Source organism: Pseudomonas sp. FSL R10-1350 (genome assembly GCF_009600525.1).
Classification (GTDB): Bacteria; Pseudomonadota; Gammaproteobacteria; order Pseudomonadales; family Pseudomonadaceae; genus Aquipseudomonas; species Aquipseudomonas helleri.
The window spans coordinates 148307-164578 of the sequence record NZ_WIVR01000003.1 but is presented as its reverse complement, the minus strand read 5'-3'; the positions used below and the strand labels follow the sequence as shown (position 1 = coordinate 164578).

The following is a 16272-nucleotide window of genomic DNA, read 5'->3' as shown; positions in this document are numbered from 1 at the left end:
AACGGCGGCCCTTTCGAGGCCGCCGTTTACGGGTTAGAGACTCAATTCATCCAGCACCAGCACCTCACGGTGCTCCAGCAAGTCCGCAACGGCCTTGGCCATTGCTAAATAGTGTGGCGTTGTTTTGTGGTGCTCGATGGCCGCCAGATCTTTCCAGCCTTCGATAAACACAAAGCGCTGCGGATCGGTACGGTCAATATGCAGATCGTAGAACGTGCAGCCTTCTTCTTTGCGTGAGCCTTCCACACACGCCAGCAGCGCTTGTTTGACGGTCTCTTCTTGACCGGCCTTGGCGCGCAATACAGCAACGATTTTGATGATGTTGGACATTTCGGCTTCCTGGGAGTGGTGTTCTTGAACACGCCAACCCTACTACGGCACAGAGACAGAAACATCTGCAGCGTGCAAAAAATTGGCTGCCAAGAACACCTTCAAAGGATTAGCGGGCCGCCTGGCTGGCCAGACGGCTTACGATGTCATCCTTGATTTTCAGCCGCTTCTCCTTGAGCGCCAGTAACACTTCATCAGTCACACCCAGCGCACTGGGCGCCTCGGCCTCTACCACCTGCTTGTCAGCCACTGCGTACTTCTCAATTAACGCAGCCAAGTGCGGGTCTTGACCTTTAAGCGTGTCGAGAGCCTCTTTGGAGAAGCCCAAATCCAATGGCAAATCATGTTTGACTGGCATAGATGCACCTCATTGAACGTTTCGGTGACGGTTTCAGACTCTGAGGATGAGCCTGCGCAAAAGGTTCCATCCGTGATGAACCCACTACAGCAATAGCACGCATCCGGGCAGTGAGAAAGCCGCGCTTGTCTTTCTGTCAGCTAGCAATGAATGTGTACATAAAGCAATAGCCCCCACACTGTCCTCTCCCGAAGGAGAGGAAACCGATTGGGGGATACTGAAGATACTTGATGGCCCAGGAGGCACCGTTTATGAATGGCTGCTCCAGAATAGCGCTGCGGCCGCTACCAGGATGACCAGGAAAAGAATGGCCCACGCATCGACTTTGCTGCTGGTTTTACGCACTTTCATTTGAGTTCTCATCGCATCGCCTTTTTTCGGTTTTATGGGTGAATGCTTAGAAGAATGTCTCTAAGTAAAGACCTGTAATACCCTTTGTACAAGTAAGTGATTGAGAATCAGCCTCTTATAGTCGCTTTGGTTCTTTGCATATGCTTAAACATCACTTTTGCGCATAACTACAAACTGGTATCTTGCGACCGCTCCGTGGGGAGTGCGCGGCCGTGCGCGCAGATAAGCTGTAAGCAGCCTGAGAACAGGACCTATATGTACGTATATGACGAGTACGATCAGCGGATCATCGAGGACCGCGTAAAGCAGTTCCGAGATCAAACCCGACGCTACCTGGCAGGGGAGCTGAGCGAAGAAGAGTTCCGCCCTCTGCGCCTGCAAAATGGCCTTTATGTCCAGCGTTTTGCCCCAATGCTGCGGGTTGCCGTGCCGTATGGCCAGTTGACTTCGCGTCAAGCGCGAATGATGGCAAAGATTGCCCGCGATTACGACAAAGGCTACGCCCACATTAGTACCCGCCAGAACGTACAGTTCAACTGGCCGGCTCTCGAAGACGTGCCCGATATTCTGGAAGAACTGGCGACCGTGCAAATGCATGCCATCCAGACCAGCGGTAACTGCCTGCGTAACGTCACCACCGACCAGTTCGCCGGTGTGGCGGCGGATGAACTGATTGACTCGCGCCCATGGTGCGAAATCGTTCGTCAGTGGACCACCTTCCACCCGGAATTCGCCTACCTGCCACGCAAGTTCAAAATTGCGATCAATGGCTCGGCGTCTGACCGTGCCGCCATCGAAGTTCACGACATCGGCCTGGAGCCTGTGTTCAACGAAGCGGGTGAGCTGGGCTTCCGTGTACTCGTGGGTGGCGGCCTGGGCCGTACGCCGGTGGTTGGCGCATTCATTAATGAATTCCTGCCGTGGCAAGACTTGCTGAGCTACCTCGAAGCCATCCTGCGTGTTTACAACCGCTATGGCCGTCGTGACAACAAGTACAAGGCCCGGATCAAGATCCTGGTAAAAGCCCTGACGCCTGAAGTCTTCGCTGAACGCGTTGAGGCCGAAATGGTTCACCTGCGTGGCGGCTCGACCACGCTGACCGAAGCGGAAGTTCAACGGATTGCCAAACACTTCGTTGACCCGGCTTATAAAGCCCTGCCTGACTTCGGCGCTGAACTGGCCGAGCTGGACAAGCAGCATCCAGGCTTTGCCCGCTGGCGCAGCCGCAACACCCTGGCCCACAAAAAGCCGGGTTATGTTGCCGTTACCCTGTCGTTGAAACCCACCGGTGTTGCGCCGGGTGACGTGACCGACAAGCAGTGGGACGCGATTGCCGATATGGCCGACCGCTACAGCTTCGGGCAGTTGCGCACCTCCCATGAGCAGAACATCATCCTGGCCGATGTTGAAGAAGGCCAGTTGTTCACCATGTGGGGCGAGTTGCGCGAACAAGGATTCGCCACGCCGAACATTGGTTTGCTGACCGACATGATCTGCTGCCCGGGCGGTGACTTCTGCTCGCTGGCCAACGCCAAGTCGATCCCGATTGCCGAATCGATCCAGCGCCGTTTTGAAGACCTGGACTACCTGTTCGACATCGGTGAGCTGGACCTCAATATTTCCGGTTGCATGAACGCCTGTGGTCACCACCACGTCGGTCATATCGGTATTTTGGGCGTGGACAAGAAAGGCGCTGAGTTCTACCAGGTGTCACTGGGTGGCAACGCCAGCCGTGATGCCAGCCTGGGCAAGATCCTTGGCCCATCGTTCGCACAAGATGACATGCCGGATGTGATTGAAAAGCTGATCGACGTCTATGTTGAAAAACGCAATGAAGATGAGCGTTTTATCGACACTTACCAACGTATCGGCATCGACCCTTTCAAGGAGCGCGTCTATGCAGCGAATAATTAAGAACAACGAGGTTATCGACGAAACCTGGCACTTGCTGCCAAAGGACGCGACCTTCGACGGTATTTCCAACTGTGACGACCTGATCGTTCCGCTGGCATTGTGGCGCGAGCATGCTCACGCCCTAAAAGCCCGTGACGGCGGCCTGGGTGTGTGGCTGGACAGTGATGAAGAAGCCGAAGAGATTGGCCAGGATGTTGAGCACTTCCAGGTAATTGCCCTGAACTTCCCGGCCTTCACCGATGGCCGCAGCTACTCCAACGCCCGTCTGCTGCGCGACCGCTATGGTTTCAAAGGCGAGTTGCGCGCCATTGGCGATGTACTGCGTGACCAGTTGTTCTATCTGCACCGTTGCGGCTTTGACGCGTTTGCCATTCGCGCTGACAAAGACCCGTATGAAGCACTGGAAGGCCTGAAAGATTTTTCGGTGACCTACCAGTCTTCAACCGACGAGCCGATGCCTCTGTTCCGTCGTCGTTAAGCACAGCGTGACAGCCCTGAGCGAGCCTCAGGGCTGTTTACGCAGCGCTTAAATGTCTGGCGATGGTGTTTCGCCCGGAACAACCGGCGCTTGAACAACGTTAGTTTTCAATTCCATTTGGGTCAGTTGCTCTATAACGTCCGCAATGGCCTGTTTGCGCTCTTTGCCCACCCTTTCAGCCTCTTGACGGTATTCATCACTGCTGAGCGTTGCTCGCTTTGAGTACACCTCATCCAGCATCTCTTGATACTTGCTCATTACGGCTGTGAACGACTCTGGCTTTTTTTTCTGCAAGTAATCGCTCCAGAATCCTTGCCCGGAAATTGAATGCACCAGCGCCGGCACTTGCTCTTGATCAAGCACATAACGCTTTGCGGTATCGAGATCAGTTGCTGATACGTTGGCAATATTGCCAAAGCGCATGCTGGTTGGGCGGGCGGGCAACTCCAGAGGGCTGGCCAGATTGACGTGGTAAAACATCTGGATCTCCAACGGGTCAAGACGGCGTATCTGCTGCTCTACACTGCCAGGGCTTAGCAGCTCTGCCAGTCTCATACCCTCTGCGCTCTCCAGGCGATAGGCAACCCCTTGCTGCTCTACCGCTGACATGTCCGCCAATGGCCTCGAAGCCAGATCCGGATTTGTCGCATCAACCAATTCTTGCAGTTGCTGCACGTACTCGCTCTGCGTGGCATGGATGGCATCTATCCGCGCTTTGATAATGCTCAACACATGCTTGTTGAGCATTTCGATACGGAACAACCCGCGCGCCAGCTTGAGCATTGCGCTCTCACCTTGCTCCGAGTGCTCCGCCAGAAAAACCAGATGCTCAAGCTCCAGCTCTGCAAACACCATTGCAATGCCGTCACCACAGGTACTTAACTGCCCAGCCAGAGTAAATAGACGACTGCGCAATTGGGTGCTGTCGTTAGCGGCTTTTAACAGCGTCCAGACACGCAGAGTCAAATCCACCCGTGCGTTGGCAAATTGCGATGACGTACTCAGATCTTCAATGACCGCGAAAAAATCACCGGCGCCAGGCTCACGCAGCAAAGCGTTCCACACACTGCTTTGCTCAGCAGTAGGCTCAACAGCCCATTGCTTGATCCCTTGTATTCGAGACACATGTTGACGTACATCCACCATGCCCAGCGTAATTTGCTGGCTGTCGCGGTAAAGACCTAAACGTCTGGTTGAGTCAGGGGTCAAGGGATTGTCATGCAAAGACGTCACGCGATTAATCGAGGCCATTGACTCGGTCAAAATGGCACTTGGAATAAAACTGATCGAGTTATTACGCAGGTCCAGCGTCTGCAGGTCATTCAGTATGCCTATGCCTGTTGGCCATTCACTCAACCCGGTGTAACGCAGCATCAAATGCTGCAGTTGTGGCATATGCTGCACTGAAAAATTGCGACCCAATGGATTACCGGTCAGCACCAGTGTTTTTAGTTTTGTTTTCGCCGACAGGATGTTGGCACTTTCAGGGGTCAATACAATTTGATTGTTGCGCAGATTCAAATGTGTCAACTCTGGCATGGTAGCTATAGAGGCCGGAAGCTCAGTCAACTGTGTGGTGTTGAGGGAAAGATGGCGCAGTTCAGTAAATTTCTCTAAAAAACTCGCGGGTACGGTGCTCGTAGTGTTGGACAGATGCAACGAGAGGATATGCCGAAAATCCGCCTCAAGAGGCGGCAAAGCATCCACCGGCCAACCGTTGAGATCCAGTTCGTAGCCTGCGGCCCCTTCCAGACTGACCGGCGTGCTCAATCTGCGCCAGGCCCGAATCAGCGCCCGGCTCATGGCTCGTTTGGTTTGGACGGAGACCAAAGTGCGCTGCCCTCTGAACGGATAGCTCCAGACACTGGCTTCTTCCCAGTCCTGTAACGTCTTGCGCAGCAGATCCAGCTCGGCTTTAAGTCTCACCAATTCACTGGCAGCCTGAATCGGCGTTTGCTGCAAGCGGTATAAATAATGTCCTATCTGGGTTTCCGACATGTTTGGGTAAATATCTTGAACCAACTCTTTTAATGCCAGCGGTTTGCTTGCGTCGAGCTGATGTCCGGACCGGCCTCCTAACGTGTAACCCATCCGCCCATCGGCCAGGCGCATGGGGGATTTAAACCAGGGTTTTATGGGTTGCATGCCCAATGCGCTTGCTGAGCTATCACGTTGCTTGGCTGCCAGCATGGCAACGCGTGACATGAAGTCTGAATAAGACAGGGTTGTGCCTGAGTTAAGCCCATTACGTTCGTTGTCCGTCAGCGATTTAAACACGCACGCCGTCAAATCCGGGCTGGTGAACGGTTGCTCCGCGCTTGTCCCGGAAAACTCATAAAGTTCGCCTTTTTTAAAAATCTCGCGCCTTGACGATCCGGTCTCGCCTTCAATGACACTTATTTGCTCGTTGTTCAGGCTGCTGCGCACTGAAATAGTCACCTTCTTTGGCCAGCCAGGCAGCTGCGCGATGGTTTTCCAGGCTAACGTTTGGCTGTCAGCGCTGCTCAACGCTTGGCAAGCGATCCCTTCAATTGCACGGTTTAAACGCAGCCTTTGCGCATAGATACGCGCCTCCTCAGCAGCACGCAGGGGTATGTGAGCACGGTAGGTGAGCGCAGACAGCTCATCCTGCGTCAGATGATTGATCAATTCTTCAAGCACATTTACCGGCAAGCCTGGAAATTGCTTGCTGATATTTTTTAGCGCGGGCTCAAGAACTGTGTCCGCTGCATAAAGGCTTGAAACCAGTGTGCGTTGGCTTGTGTGCGCCAGACTGCCTAATTTGCGCGCCAGCACCAACGACTGCGCCGGCGTCCCTGTTACGGGCTCCCCCAGCAATGTTTCGATCTGCGTCTCAGAGAGCGTCTCTAGTGTTGCGTCAAGCAACTCGCCCTTATTAATGCGCGCCTGACTGATTTCCGTCCTTGAATAGGCTCTTTCAGGGCTCACACCGAAGTCCTTGAAGGTTCCTCGCGGTAAGTCAACCACCCTCAGCCCCTGGCCTGTTGGCCAGCCGGACAACTGTGGTAACAGCTCAAGTTGCATCGGCGCGAAATCTGAAGTGGCATACACACCTTTAAGCATCTGCGACGAAAAATACTCAATTTGCTGACTCAATCGCATACGTTTGATGCAATCTGCCAACAAAGGCGGACTTGGCAGCGTGTCGATGTACACCGCGCGCAACTCCCCCTCAGTTGTGCCGGTCAGTAACAGGATCAACTCGGCGGTCGCATCGGAAAATAGCTCTGTATCAGGGCCCAGACGCTTGAATAGCTTCAAGCGCGACCATTGCATCGGCGCATCAAACTCATGAGTCCAGGCCCCGCTACCGTTATGTCTCAGCAGGGGGCTATAGCCATCCGGGTTTCGTACCGGATCAATCGACATATACCCCCTACTGACGTCCCCTTGAACTTGATAGACCTTTTGCTCAAGTTGGAGGTACTTCACGCCCTCTAAATGGTAGAGCCCTTGAGCATCAGGCTTGAGCCCGGTCAAGATTTCTGGCCGACGCTCATAGGGCTTCAGGTCCGCTTTCCACAAACGTTTTTGACCATTACTGCGGGTAATTTGCGTCAGACGGTTGACCATAGTTGATGAACTTAACGACTTGGCAACACCTGGTACGGCGACCATTGAAAGGTTCTGCGCAACATCAAACAGGTGCTTAAGCGCAGCCACTTTGTCGTTACGCTCCCAGGCCTCAATGCCTTCGAAGATATCGGCGCCTAACTGAACGACACCAAACAGCAACATGAATTCGCCTACCACAGGCACAAACCCCAATGCCAGCGTCAGGGCGCTTAACCCTGCGTTCCACAAGGCTGCCTGCCGTTCAAGACGTGACTTGCTGTCTTCATCTTCAGTGGGTATGACTAAAAGGCGAGCGTCATCTTTAATCTGCGCCAGTTGTAACTCCCAGGACTTTTCAAAGGGGTTGCTCAACTGCGCAATCACCTCACATTCATTGAAGATTGCAGGCTCGTAAATAATAGGGGGACGGAGTAATAACAGAGAGTCCCAGGCAACCTTTTTAAGATCTGTTCTCCTGATGAATTCGGCGCGATAGCGCAAAGGCACCAACTTCATAAAGTAGTCGGCAAACTCACGTTGGGTGAGCCATTCGCGCAGTTCAACCTTGAATTTATCGATGTCATCAAACGCATAAAAGGCCCGTTGCGGCGCTTGTGGCATGTACACGATACAGCGTTGCCTTTGACCCGCAGGACGTTTATCTGGCCATAAGATAATCACGCCGGCGACTTCAAACCCCATGAGCTTTAATGTGCTGTGAAGGTTGGGGATGGTTTGCGCAGCGACATTGTGGTTCAGCAGTGTCGCCTGTATGAAATCATAGTGCTCGACCGTCACATGGCTTTTCATATAAGCCACTTGCAACTCCGTCACGAATTCAAGTCGCTTATTTGACACAAACGTCGACTTCAGTTTGAACCCTTTAGAGCGTTGATCCGTTATTGCAAACGCGTTATCAACGGGCGTGAACACACTGCCCAAATGGTCTTGATACTTTTTGCCCAAATTGAGCTCACGGCAAATACGCGCAAATTTTTCGGGCTCGTATTCAGGCAGATCAACCAACACATTTTTTTGCACCCCATAAATAGCAGTGCCCGTGTCAAATCCGCCTTTGACTGTTTCAGCCACCTCAAAATTCTGCAAAGCAGCCTGTAGCAGATCATGATGGCTGGTACTGGAAACCAGATTGACCTCCAGCGAACTGGGTATCAATGACTCCGGCAGCAGGAACTTGGCCAGACTATCAACCAGCTTGGTTTGCTGATTCGAAATAAACAAAACCGCATTGCTTAACAACCGGACCTGTTTAAAACCATGGCTTTTGGGGTTGATCGTTGTCCAGCCATTGGCAACCAGGGCGGCCTTTAACAAAGGCTCAGCAAACTGCTCTATCGGCTTGATGTCAGCAAATACTTTGGCAATCTCGGCTTGGGTCGTATGCCATTCCAGCATGGTCTTGCGTAACGTGTCACGCATCAACACCGACGTGTCTTTAAACCACGCAGGTATTTGTTTCGCGATTAAATCCTCATGGAGGTGCTGTACTTCGAGGTTGCCCCATTGGCTGGCTGTCAGCGGTTTCTCTTGAGCGGTAGACGTTTCGGGCAAGTCACGTGCATCTGTCATGGCATTAGCCTTCATCAGAAGTAGGGACTTCAGCTTATAGACAGCGCACGTATAAATTTAATGGAATAACTGATGACTAACTACTTAAATGCAACTGCAATTCGAGGGAAACCACTACATAAATAACGCACATTTAACAAACCCCCGATTGCGGTAATAAAACCGCAACCGGGACGCTAGTTACCAGAAACGCTGTTGGGTCAAACGGCTCCACAACGAATCAGCGACGCGCTCAGCTGAGTGGCTGGCAGCGAGCCCTACTCGCTCTTGCAAGCTTTTGCGCTGAACATAATGCAAGTGAAACAGCTGCGCTTGTTTGGCACGCTCAGACAAGTATTCATCGCTGGTTTTCAACTCATCAACCAGCAACTTGTCCACCGCGGCCACACCCAGCCAGACTTCCCCGGTGGCAATCTGATCAATCTCCAACTGCGGGCGGTACTCGGCCACGAAGTTCTTGAACAATTGATGAGTGATATCCAGGTCCTGCTGGAACTTTTCACGGCCTTTTTCGGTGTTCTCACCGAATACCGTTAACGTGCGCTTGTACTCCCCAGCGGTGAGTACTTCGTAATCAATGTCGTGCTTTTTAAGCAGGCGGTTGACGTTTGGCAACTGCGCCACTACCCCGATAGAACCTAAAATCGCGAACGGCGAGCTGATAATTTTTTGCCCGATACACGCCATCATGTAACCGCCGCTGGCGGCCACTTTGTCGATGCAGATCGTCAGCGGGATGCCGGCCTGACGAATACGCGCCAGCTGCGATGAGGCCAAACCGTAGCTATGGACCATGCCACCGCCGCTTTCCAGGCGCAAAACCACTTCGTCAGCCGGTGTAGCCAGCGTCAGCAATGCCGTAATTTCATGACGCAGGCTCTCGGTTGCCGAGGCTTTGATATCGCCTTCAAAGTCCAGTACGAAGACCCGTGGCTTTTCTTCCGGTTGTTTCTTCTGCTTTTTATCGACCTTGGCCTGCTGCTTGCGCAACGCCTTAAGTTGATCTTTGGACAACAGTGATTGCTCGAGCTTGTCGCGCAGGCCTTTATAGAACTCGTTCATCTTGCTGACTTGCAATTGCCCGGCAGTCTTGCGACCTCTGCCACGCAATGCTGCCAGGGTCACCAGGACTACCAGAATGGCAACCACCAGGGTGACGGTTTTAGCCAAAAAACTGGCGTATTCGGCAAGAAATTCCACAGCCTCTCCTTACAAACGCTTGCAGCCCTCGGGACAGGGCCACGTAATGCTGCCCAGCATACCGACGTGATACCGGGCCTGCCAGCCGTGAAACACCTTGTCGACGGTGCTTGCAGACAATTCAAACAAGCGTATGTTTTTTTATTGACAGGCTCCCGGCATCCTCCTAACCTCGCCAGACTTTCAACGTGCCGGGAAGCGGACGTGGGCATCATCTATTTGATTCGACATGGGCAGGCCTCATTCGGTGCAGACGACTACGACGTGCTGTCGCCTCTGGGTGTACGTCAGGCGCAAATCACAGGTCAGCATCTGGTTGACTTGGGGATACGCTTTGATCGCTGCCTGTCGGGTGATTTACTGCGCCAGCAACACACCGCCGAACATGCCCTCGCCCAGTTCACTGCTGCCGGGTTAACCACGCCCGCACTGGAAATAGACCCGGCGTTTAATGAGTTTGATGCTTTCGGGATTCTCGATGCGCTATTGCCAGGCATTCTGCCGCAAGAGCCGAACGCCCTGCACACGCTGAAAAATGCGGCTGAACAGCCCGAAGAGTTCCAGCGCATCTTTGATCTGATTATTGCGCGCTGGCTCAGCGGTACCTATGACACCCCGCAGATCGAAAGCTGGCTGGCCTTTGTCGAGCGCGTACAAGGTGGCCTCAATCGCGTGCTTGATCACGCCGGCCATAAACAAAACATTGCTGTGTTCACTTCCGGCGGCAGCATCACTGCCCTGCTCCACCTGTTGACCCAAATTCCTGCCAGCGAAGCCTTCAAGCTGACTTGGCAAATCGTCAATACCTCGCTCAGCCAACTCAAGTACCGTGGCCGTGAGGTAACCCTGGCTTCCTTCAACAACCATGTGCATTTGCAGTTGTTGAAGACGCCATCGCTGATCACCTACCGATGAGCGTTGGCAACCGCGACCTGCGGGTCGCCGTAACCCACCCTAAAAGGATCGAACCATGACTTCTGTAGCTGATGCCGTTCAAGCAATGAAAGCCAAATTCAACCCAGCCGCTGCTGCCGGCCTGGACCTGGTATTCGGTTTTCGCATTGATGAAGACAAGCACTTCTCGCTGGTAGTCAAAGAGAGCACGTGCGAACTGCTGGAAGGCGAAAACCCGGACGCACAAGTGACTCTGGTGATGGACGGCGAAACCCTGGAAGGCATCGTCAGCGGCGAAACTGACGGCATGCAAGCATTCATGGGCGGCAAGTTGCGCGCTGAAGGCGACATGATGCTGGCCATGAAGCTGAGCGAACTGTTCCCGTCGTAAGCCACACGCAACATTCCGAAACCGAAGCCCCGTGCTTCGGTTTTTTTTTAGCTGTGCTTCACTCAATGCCAATCAAGGGCACTGATTATTCACTAACACGCGTACCTATTAAGGCTGTGCTTGGGGTTACGGCGCATTAGATTAGCGAATGTTGTCAGGTCACAAAAATAAGCAGAAGAGATAAACATGACGCTTACCGACTCATCTACCCGTATCCGTTCTGGCGAAGAGCTCGACGCCAGCCAGATTGATTCTTATCTCAAAGCTCATATTCCGGGGCTTTCGGGGCAGCCGACAATTAGCCAGTTTCCGGGTGGGGCCTCAAACCTGACCTACTTGCTTGAGTACCCGGGCGTCGAGTTGGTCCTTCGCCGCCCGCCGTTCGGCCATAAAGCCAAGTCGGCTCACGATATGGGCCGAGAATTCCGCATTCTCAACCAACTCAAGAACGCGTTCCCGTACTGCCCCAAAGCCTATGCCCATTGCACCGATACCAGCCTGATCGGTTCCGAGTTCTATGTGATGGAACGGGTCAAGGGCATCATTTTGCGCTCAGACCTGCCGCGCGAACTGGCGTTAAGCGCCGACGATACCCGGACCCTGTGCAAGAGCTTTATCGACAAACTGGTCGAGTTGCATCGGGTTGATTACGCCGCCTGTGGTCTGGGCGAACTGGGTAAGCCAGAAGGGTATGTCCAGCGCCAGATATCGGGCTGGAGTGATCGCTATGAAAAAGCCCTGACCCCCGATGCTCCGCTTTGGAAGGAGGTCAAGGCGTGGCTGAACGCCAAGATGCCCGCCGACCATTCAACCCCTGCGATTGTTCATAACGACTTTCGCTTCGATAACGTGATCCTTGATCCGAACAACCCGATGCAGATCATCGGCGTGTTGGACTGGGAACTGACGACCATTGGTGACCCGCTGATGGATTTGGGCAATACCCTCGCCTACTGGATCGAAGCTGACGACCCGGCACCGGTCCAACTGATGCGCCGCCAGCCCAGCAATGCCCCCGGCATGTTGACCCGCCGCGAGTTCGTCGACTACTACGCCGAACGATCAGGGATTCAGGTCGATAATTACGACTTTTACTACACCTACGGGCTGTTTCGTCTGGCCGGTATCGTTCAGCAAATTTACTACCGCTACTACCACGGCCAGACCCAGGACAAACGCTTTGCACCGTTCGTACATATGAACGCACTGCTTGAGCAGATGAGCCTCAAGGTCATCCACCAGTCCAGCCTTTAAGCCCGCGATAAACAGGGAATCAGCATGTCCAAGACTCAATTGTTCGACCTTGACGGCAAAATCGCCTTTGTTTCCGGCGCCAGTCGCGGCATTGGTGAGGCCATCGCCAAGCTTCTGGCCCAGCAAGGCGCCCATGTGATTGTCTCGAGCCGCAAGCTCGAAGGTTGCCAGCCGGTGGCTGAGGCGATCATTGCCAATGGCGGCACCGCGACAGCCATGGCCTGCCACATTGGTGAAATGGAGCAAATCACCCGGACCTTTGCGCGTATTCGCGAAGAGTTTGGCCGCCTCGATATTCTGGTCAACAACGCCGCGACCAACCCTCAGTTTGGCAACGTCCTGGATACTGACCTGGGCGCGTTCCAGAAAACAGTCGACGTGAATATTCGTGGCTACTTCTTTATGTCGGTTGAAGCCGGCAAGCTGATGCGCGAACACGGCGGCAGCATCATCAACGTGGCCTCGATCAACGGTGTCTCGCCGGGGCCATTTCAGGGCATTTACTCAATGACAAAAGCTGCAGTCATCAACATGACCAAGGTGTTTGCCAAGGAATGCGCGGGTTTCGGCATCCGCTGCAATGCGCTGCTGCCGGGCCTGACCGATACCAAGTTCGCCTCGGCACTGGTCAAGAACGACGCCATTCTCAAAGGCGCCTTGCAACAGATCCCGCTCAAGCGCGTGGCCAACCCGAGCGAAATGGCCGGTGCAGTGCTGTATTTGGCCAGCGATGCGTCCAGCTACACCACGGGGGTATCGTTGAATGTAGATGGCGGGTTCTTGTCCTGATCACGCTTGCCCAGAGGTCGATCGGCAGGATGGCGATCGACCTTTGTGTGGCCTTCGATAGTCGAAACATCGTGATTCAACGTGGGGTCGTGCGCCACAGGCTTGATATACGGCTGTAACCCCGTCTTGCGGTTAGCACCAAAAGGCCACGAAACTCTGTGAGCGCCGTCGCCACTCCGCGTGCCGCAGCGACCCAGAATCGGGCCCGCGAGCTTTGCCCGGAAGCGGGCTGGCCAGTGACAAAAGCGGCAGTGGCTTCAATCCCCGCCCCCGACCAATACCCCCACGCCTGATTGAACATTCGGCTTAACCCGCCGTGGAATGTGGCTTCAAGATCAGGAAATTGAAGAGCGTCTACATGGGCATCGTAAACGGCGGTTGCGTGACCAGCCCGAATTACGCTCGCGGCGCCGGCATCGTAACCCTCAATAAGTGGCCCGACATTGGGCATTAGAGATCCTGGAATTGAACTGTTGTAAATCGCGTTGGGTATTGTCGCCAATCCATAAGCCGCAGCTGCCATCAGTGTTCTGGGGGCTCGTGCAGCCAGCGGCGTTTGCCCCCATGACACAGTCGTACCCAGCCCCCGTACAATTTGCTGCCCCACCTCCCTGGAAAACGCCCGTACGTGCCCAATAAAACGTTCCCGGGCCTCGGGATCCCACTCCTGATCAAGGTCCACAGCGCCGCCATTGTTCATGCTGGCAAACCCTCGGTTAGCAGCAACGAATGCTGCGACACCTGCTATCGGGCTCAAGTGCGTCCAATTGCCTAATAATCCCGTAGCCATGTGCCCTAGAGCCAGCCCATCCAGTACCGCCACGACTTGCCTCAGTACGTTATTCAGGACGCGCGTCGGTTGCCGGCCTGCAAACAACAGCAGATCGACCCCCGCCCCAAGTGCGTTGCTTGCGTAGGTCGCCAATGAGTCACGAATGGCAGCCGAGCTTGCCGCCTGCAAGGCCGGGCGAATACGCTCGGAGAAGCGTGCAGCTGCACCGCGAAGCTGCGAGAAGCGATTGACTGGAGCCTCCAAGGCCACTTTCTTCGACGCCGTCCCTTGACTGTCGACATAAGTGACGGGGTTGCCGCGTGCCATCGCGTACAGGTTTAAACCATCAATATCTCCGCCTGGGTCGGCGTTGATCCAGCGCCCCAGCCACGGCGCATAGTAGCGATACCCGTAGTAATACAGCCCGCTGGCATCGCGCTCCTTACCCGAGTAACGAATGGTTTTATACGACGCATCAACCGCGTTTTTCGCCGCCCACCAGGCGGTACCGCCATAGGGGTAATAGGTCTCTTGGCTCAGTACTCGCGCGCTGCCATCCAGCTCCAGCGTGCTGCTGCCCAAGTTGTCCGAAAGAGCAAAGCGTATTTGTTGATTTTCAATGCCCTCAGGGCGGCCTTGTTCCCACTGCAAGATCCGGATCCCGTGCAATGCGCCACAGACAATCACGGTATTCAACCGCTCGCCGGTAGCGCTGTTATGGCGGATTTCAAGACCGGGCAGGTAGCGTACTTCGCTGCGGTGGCTCTGATTTTTGGCCACGCTACGGCGGATTTTTAACACCCGCTGTCCGCTGCTGTCATAGCGATAGGTTTCGTCATCGTCCTCACCGTCAGGGCGTACGACCTGGATGACACGCTGCAACTGATTGCGCACATTCCAGCTGAGCGTCTGCCCCGGCTGCAGTGCCAACTGGTTACCATTTTTATCAAACCCGCTGCCCAACCCCGGTGCCAAACCGGCCGGAATCTGTTCCACGCCGTGGTTGCTGTGAGTCGCGATGTTCATGTGGCGGGTATAACCCGTGGCTTGGGCAGGCAGGTGTCGCAGGGCGCTCAGATTGCCGCTAGCATCGTAGCGATAGTTTTGCCGGTAGTGACGGCTCAGATTGGCCTGGGTCGAGCCAAAAGGCACCGCCTCCAACAGGCCCGACCCGCTGGCAGCGCGGGTACTCTCACGGCCCGTGGCCTCGATCAGTCGGTAAAGGGTGTCATAGCGGTAGGTGTTCTGCGCCTCGGTCCGTGTGTTGTCAAACCACTGCACCGGTTGCGCCGCGTCACTCACGCTCAACACGTTGCCAACACGGTCGTAGGTGTAGGTCAGGTCTTGCAACGGCTCATCGGTCTTGCCTGACCGATAGCTGCGCAAACGCTGCAGGCGCTGATCAAGTGGGTTGTAGTCAAGCTTGCTGACGACGCCATTACCCGCGCGCTCACTCAGCACTTGCCCGGATGCGCTGTATACCCTCTGCTCAACCAGGGTTTGGGCGCTGCCGCGGGCAAGCGTAACGCTCACGTTGGCCAACAAGCCATCCACTGCATAGCCCATACGCTGAAGATTGCCCTTGGCATCAATCTGCTCGTCAAGTTCACCTGAGGCCTGATAACGCCACGTACTGGCATACCCTGCACTGTACTGATGCTCGTCACTGAAGCGGCGTATTTGCTTCGACAGTTGGCCAAGTACATCGTAAGACTCAAAGCGTAAATCACCTGCCGGGTCGACATGGGTGATCAGCCGGCCACAACGGTTGCGCATGGCCTCGCCGGGAGTTGACGACCCATAGATCAACTGCTCGACCACCACGGGGGCGCTTTCGTCACTGGCTTGCTCAGCTACCCCGGTCAGGCGTAACAAATGATCGTATTCGAACGTTTGGCAAGCACCGCGTGAGTCCCAGCGCCGGATCACCTGGCCAGAACTGCCCAGCCAACTGATCCCCTGCCCTTGGTCGACGCTGTCACTCAACAGCAGTCGGCCCGACAGTGAGTAACTCATGCGTTGGTTGGGCCTGACACTCGTGTCGTTTTCATGCAGGGCTGATAAGCGCGGGTCCCATTGCTCCTTGAGCACCCCGAGAGAATTGAACGCGTTTCGGTTGATGCGCGCCTGCACGGCGTTATGAGCGTTTTGACGGTAATAAGCCACTTGGCGAATACTCAACCCGCGTGGGTCGAGCGCTATCAGCGATGGTGTGTGTTGATGTAAAGACGCAGGCATAAGATGTGGTCCTGAACGGCACAATAATTAAAAGTGTAGAGATCAGGTTCCATGCCTCCTGACTAATCAGGGCGTGTTTTGTATCCATATAAGAATGCTTACATCACTTAAAGCGCCTTCAGCGGTTCACTGCTGGT

General features: G+C 54.5%; 11 protein-coding genes. 6 read left to right on the top strand and 5 right to left on the bottom strand.

From position 1 onward, the window contains the following. Positions 1-33: 33 nt before the first annotated feature. Together GHO25_RS02690 and GHO25_RS02685 are read right to left on the bottom strand one after the other, a co-directional pair. On the bottom strand, positions 34-330 hold the full coding sequence (locus GHO25_RS02690) for a putative quinol monooxygenase (RefSeq protein ID WP_048371674.1): 297 nt from the start codon (positions 328-330) through the stop codon (positions 34-36). 109 nt (positions 331-439) lie between these two features. Continuing rightward, positions 440-688, bottom strand: a complete 249-nt coding sequence (locus GHO25_RS02685) for a DUF465 domain-containing protein (RefSeq protein ID WP_153389830.1) — start codon at positions 686-688, stop codon at positions 440-442. A gap of 606 nt (positions 689-1294) precedes the next feature. Between GHO25_RS02685 and GHO25_RS02680 the strand changes: the two genes are divergently transcribed. Next, entirely contained in the window at positions 1295-2953 is a 1659-nt protein-coding gene (locus GHO25_RS02680; protein ID WP_153328905.1) for a nitrite/sulfite reductase, read from the top strand. Further along, positions 2937-3431: a DUF934 domain-containing protein gene (locus GHO25_RS02675; RefSeq protein WP_153328907.1), complete on the top strand. Its 495-nt coding sequence runs from the start codon at positions 2937-2939 to the stop codon at positions 3429-3431. Before GHO25_RS02680 ends, GHO25_RS02675 begins: the two co-directional genes overlap by 17 nt. A gap of 48 nt (positions 3432-3479) precedes the next feature. Here GHO25_RS02675 and GHO25_RS02670 read toward each other — a convergent pair whose 3' ends face one another. Both GHO25_RS02670 and sohB read right to left on the bottom strand, forming a co-directional pair. Beyond that, the gene (locus GHO25_RS02670; protein ID WP_178109953.1) at positions 3480-8597 is read right to left on the bottom strand and encodes an NEL-type E3 ubiquitin ligase domain-containing protein; all 5118 of its coding nucleotides are present in this window, start codon (positions 8595-8597) and stop codon (positions 3480-3482) included. A 180-nt stretch (positions 8598-8777) separates the two neighbouring features. After that, positions 8778-9797 (bottom strand): protease SohB, encoded by a 1020-nt coding sequence (sohB, locus tag GHO25_RS02665; protein WP_178109952.1) that lies wholly within the window; start codon positions 9795-9797, stop codon positions 8778-8780. A 204-nt stretch (positions 9798-10001) separates the two neighbouring features. On the opposite strand from sohB, the gene GHO25_RS02660 reads away from it, so the two are divergent. From GHO25_RS02660 to GHO25_RS02645, 4 genes are all read left to right on the top strand, one after another. Then, positions 10002-10712: a histidine phosphatase family protein gene (locus GHO25_RS02660; RefSeq protein ID WP_048371686.1), complete on the top strand. Its 711-nt coding sequence runs from the start codon at positions 10002-10004 to the stop codon at positions 10710-10712. Between the two features lie 55 nt (positions 10713-10767). Next, positions 10768-11082, top strand: coding sequence for an SCP2 sterol-binding domain-containing protein (locus GHO25_RS02655; protein ID WP_153389828.1), 315 nt, complete (start codon positions 10768-10770; stop codon positions 11080-11082). Positions 11083-11268: 186 nt separating this feature from the next. Further along, positions 11269-12336 carry a phosphotransferase family protein gene (locus GHO25_RS02650; protein WP_153328913.1) on the top strand — a complete coding sequence of 356 codons (1068 nt, stop codon included), beginning with the start codon at positions 11269-11271 and terminating at the stop codon, positions 12334-12336. A gap of 24 nt (positions 12337-12360) precedes the next feature. After that, positions 12361-13125, top strand: a complete 765-nt coding sequence (locus GHO25_RS02645) for an SDR family oxidoreductase (protein WP_153328914.1) — start codon at positions 12361-12363, stop codon at positions 13123-13125. 76 nt (positions 13126-13201) lie between these two features. Here GHO25_RS02645 and GHO25_RS02640 read toward each other — a convergent pair whose 3' ends face one another. Further along, a complete protein-coding gene (locus GHO25_RS02640; RefSeq protein WP_153389827.1) occupies positions 13202-16135 on the bottom strand; it encodes an RHS repeat-associated core domain-containing protein in 2934 nt (977 codons plus the stop codon). Positions 16136-16272 lie beyond the last annotated feature (137 nt).

Excerpts from the sequence above, each read along its gene's own strand:
- GHO25_RS02690 (WP_048371674.1), bottom strand. The coding sequence starts at position 330 with ATGTCCAACATCATCAAAATCGTTGCTGTATTGCGCGCCAAGGCCGGT.
- GHO25_RS02685 (WP_153389830.1), bottom strand. The coding sequence starts at position 688 with ATGCCAGTCAAACATGATTTGCCATTGGATTTGGGCTTCTCCAAAGAG.
- GHO25_RS02680 (WP_153328905.1), top strand. The coding sequence starts at position 1,295 with ATGTACGTATATGACGAGTACGATCAGCGGATCATCGAGGACCGCGTA.
- GHO25_RS02675 (WP_153328907.1), top strand. The coding sequence starts at position 2,937 with ATGCAGCGAATAATTAAGAACAACGAGGTTATCGACGAAACCTGGCAC.
- GHO25_RS02670 (WP_178109953.1), bottom strand. The coding sequence starts at position 8,597 with ATGACAGATGCACGTGACTTGCCCGAAACGTCTACCGCTCAAGAGAAA.
- GHO25_RS02655 (WP_153389828.1), top strand. The coding sequence starts at position 10,768 with ATGACTTCTGTAGCTGATGCCGTTCAAGCAATGAAAGCCAAATTCAAC.
- GHO25_RS02650 (WP_153328913.1), top strand. The coding sequence starts at position 11,269 with ATGACGCTTACCGACTCATCTACCCGTATCCGTTCTGGCGAAGAGCTC.
- GHO25_RS02645 (WP_153328914.1), top strand. The coding sequence starts at position 12,361 with ATGTCCAAGACTCAATTGTTCGACCTTGACGGCAAAATCGCCTTTGTT.
- GHO25_RS02640 (WP_153389827.1), bottom strand. The coding sequence starts at position 16,135 with ATGCCTGCGTCTTTACATCAACACACACCATCGCTGATAGCGCTCGAC.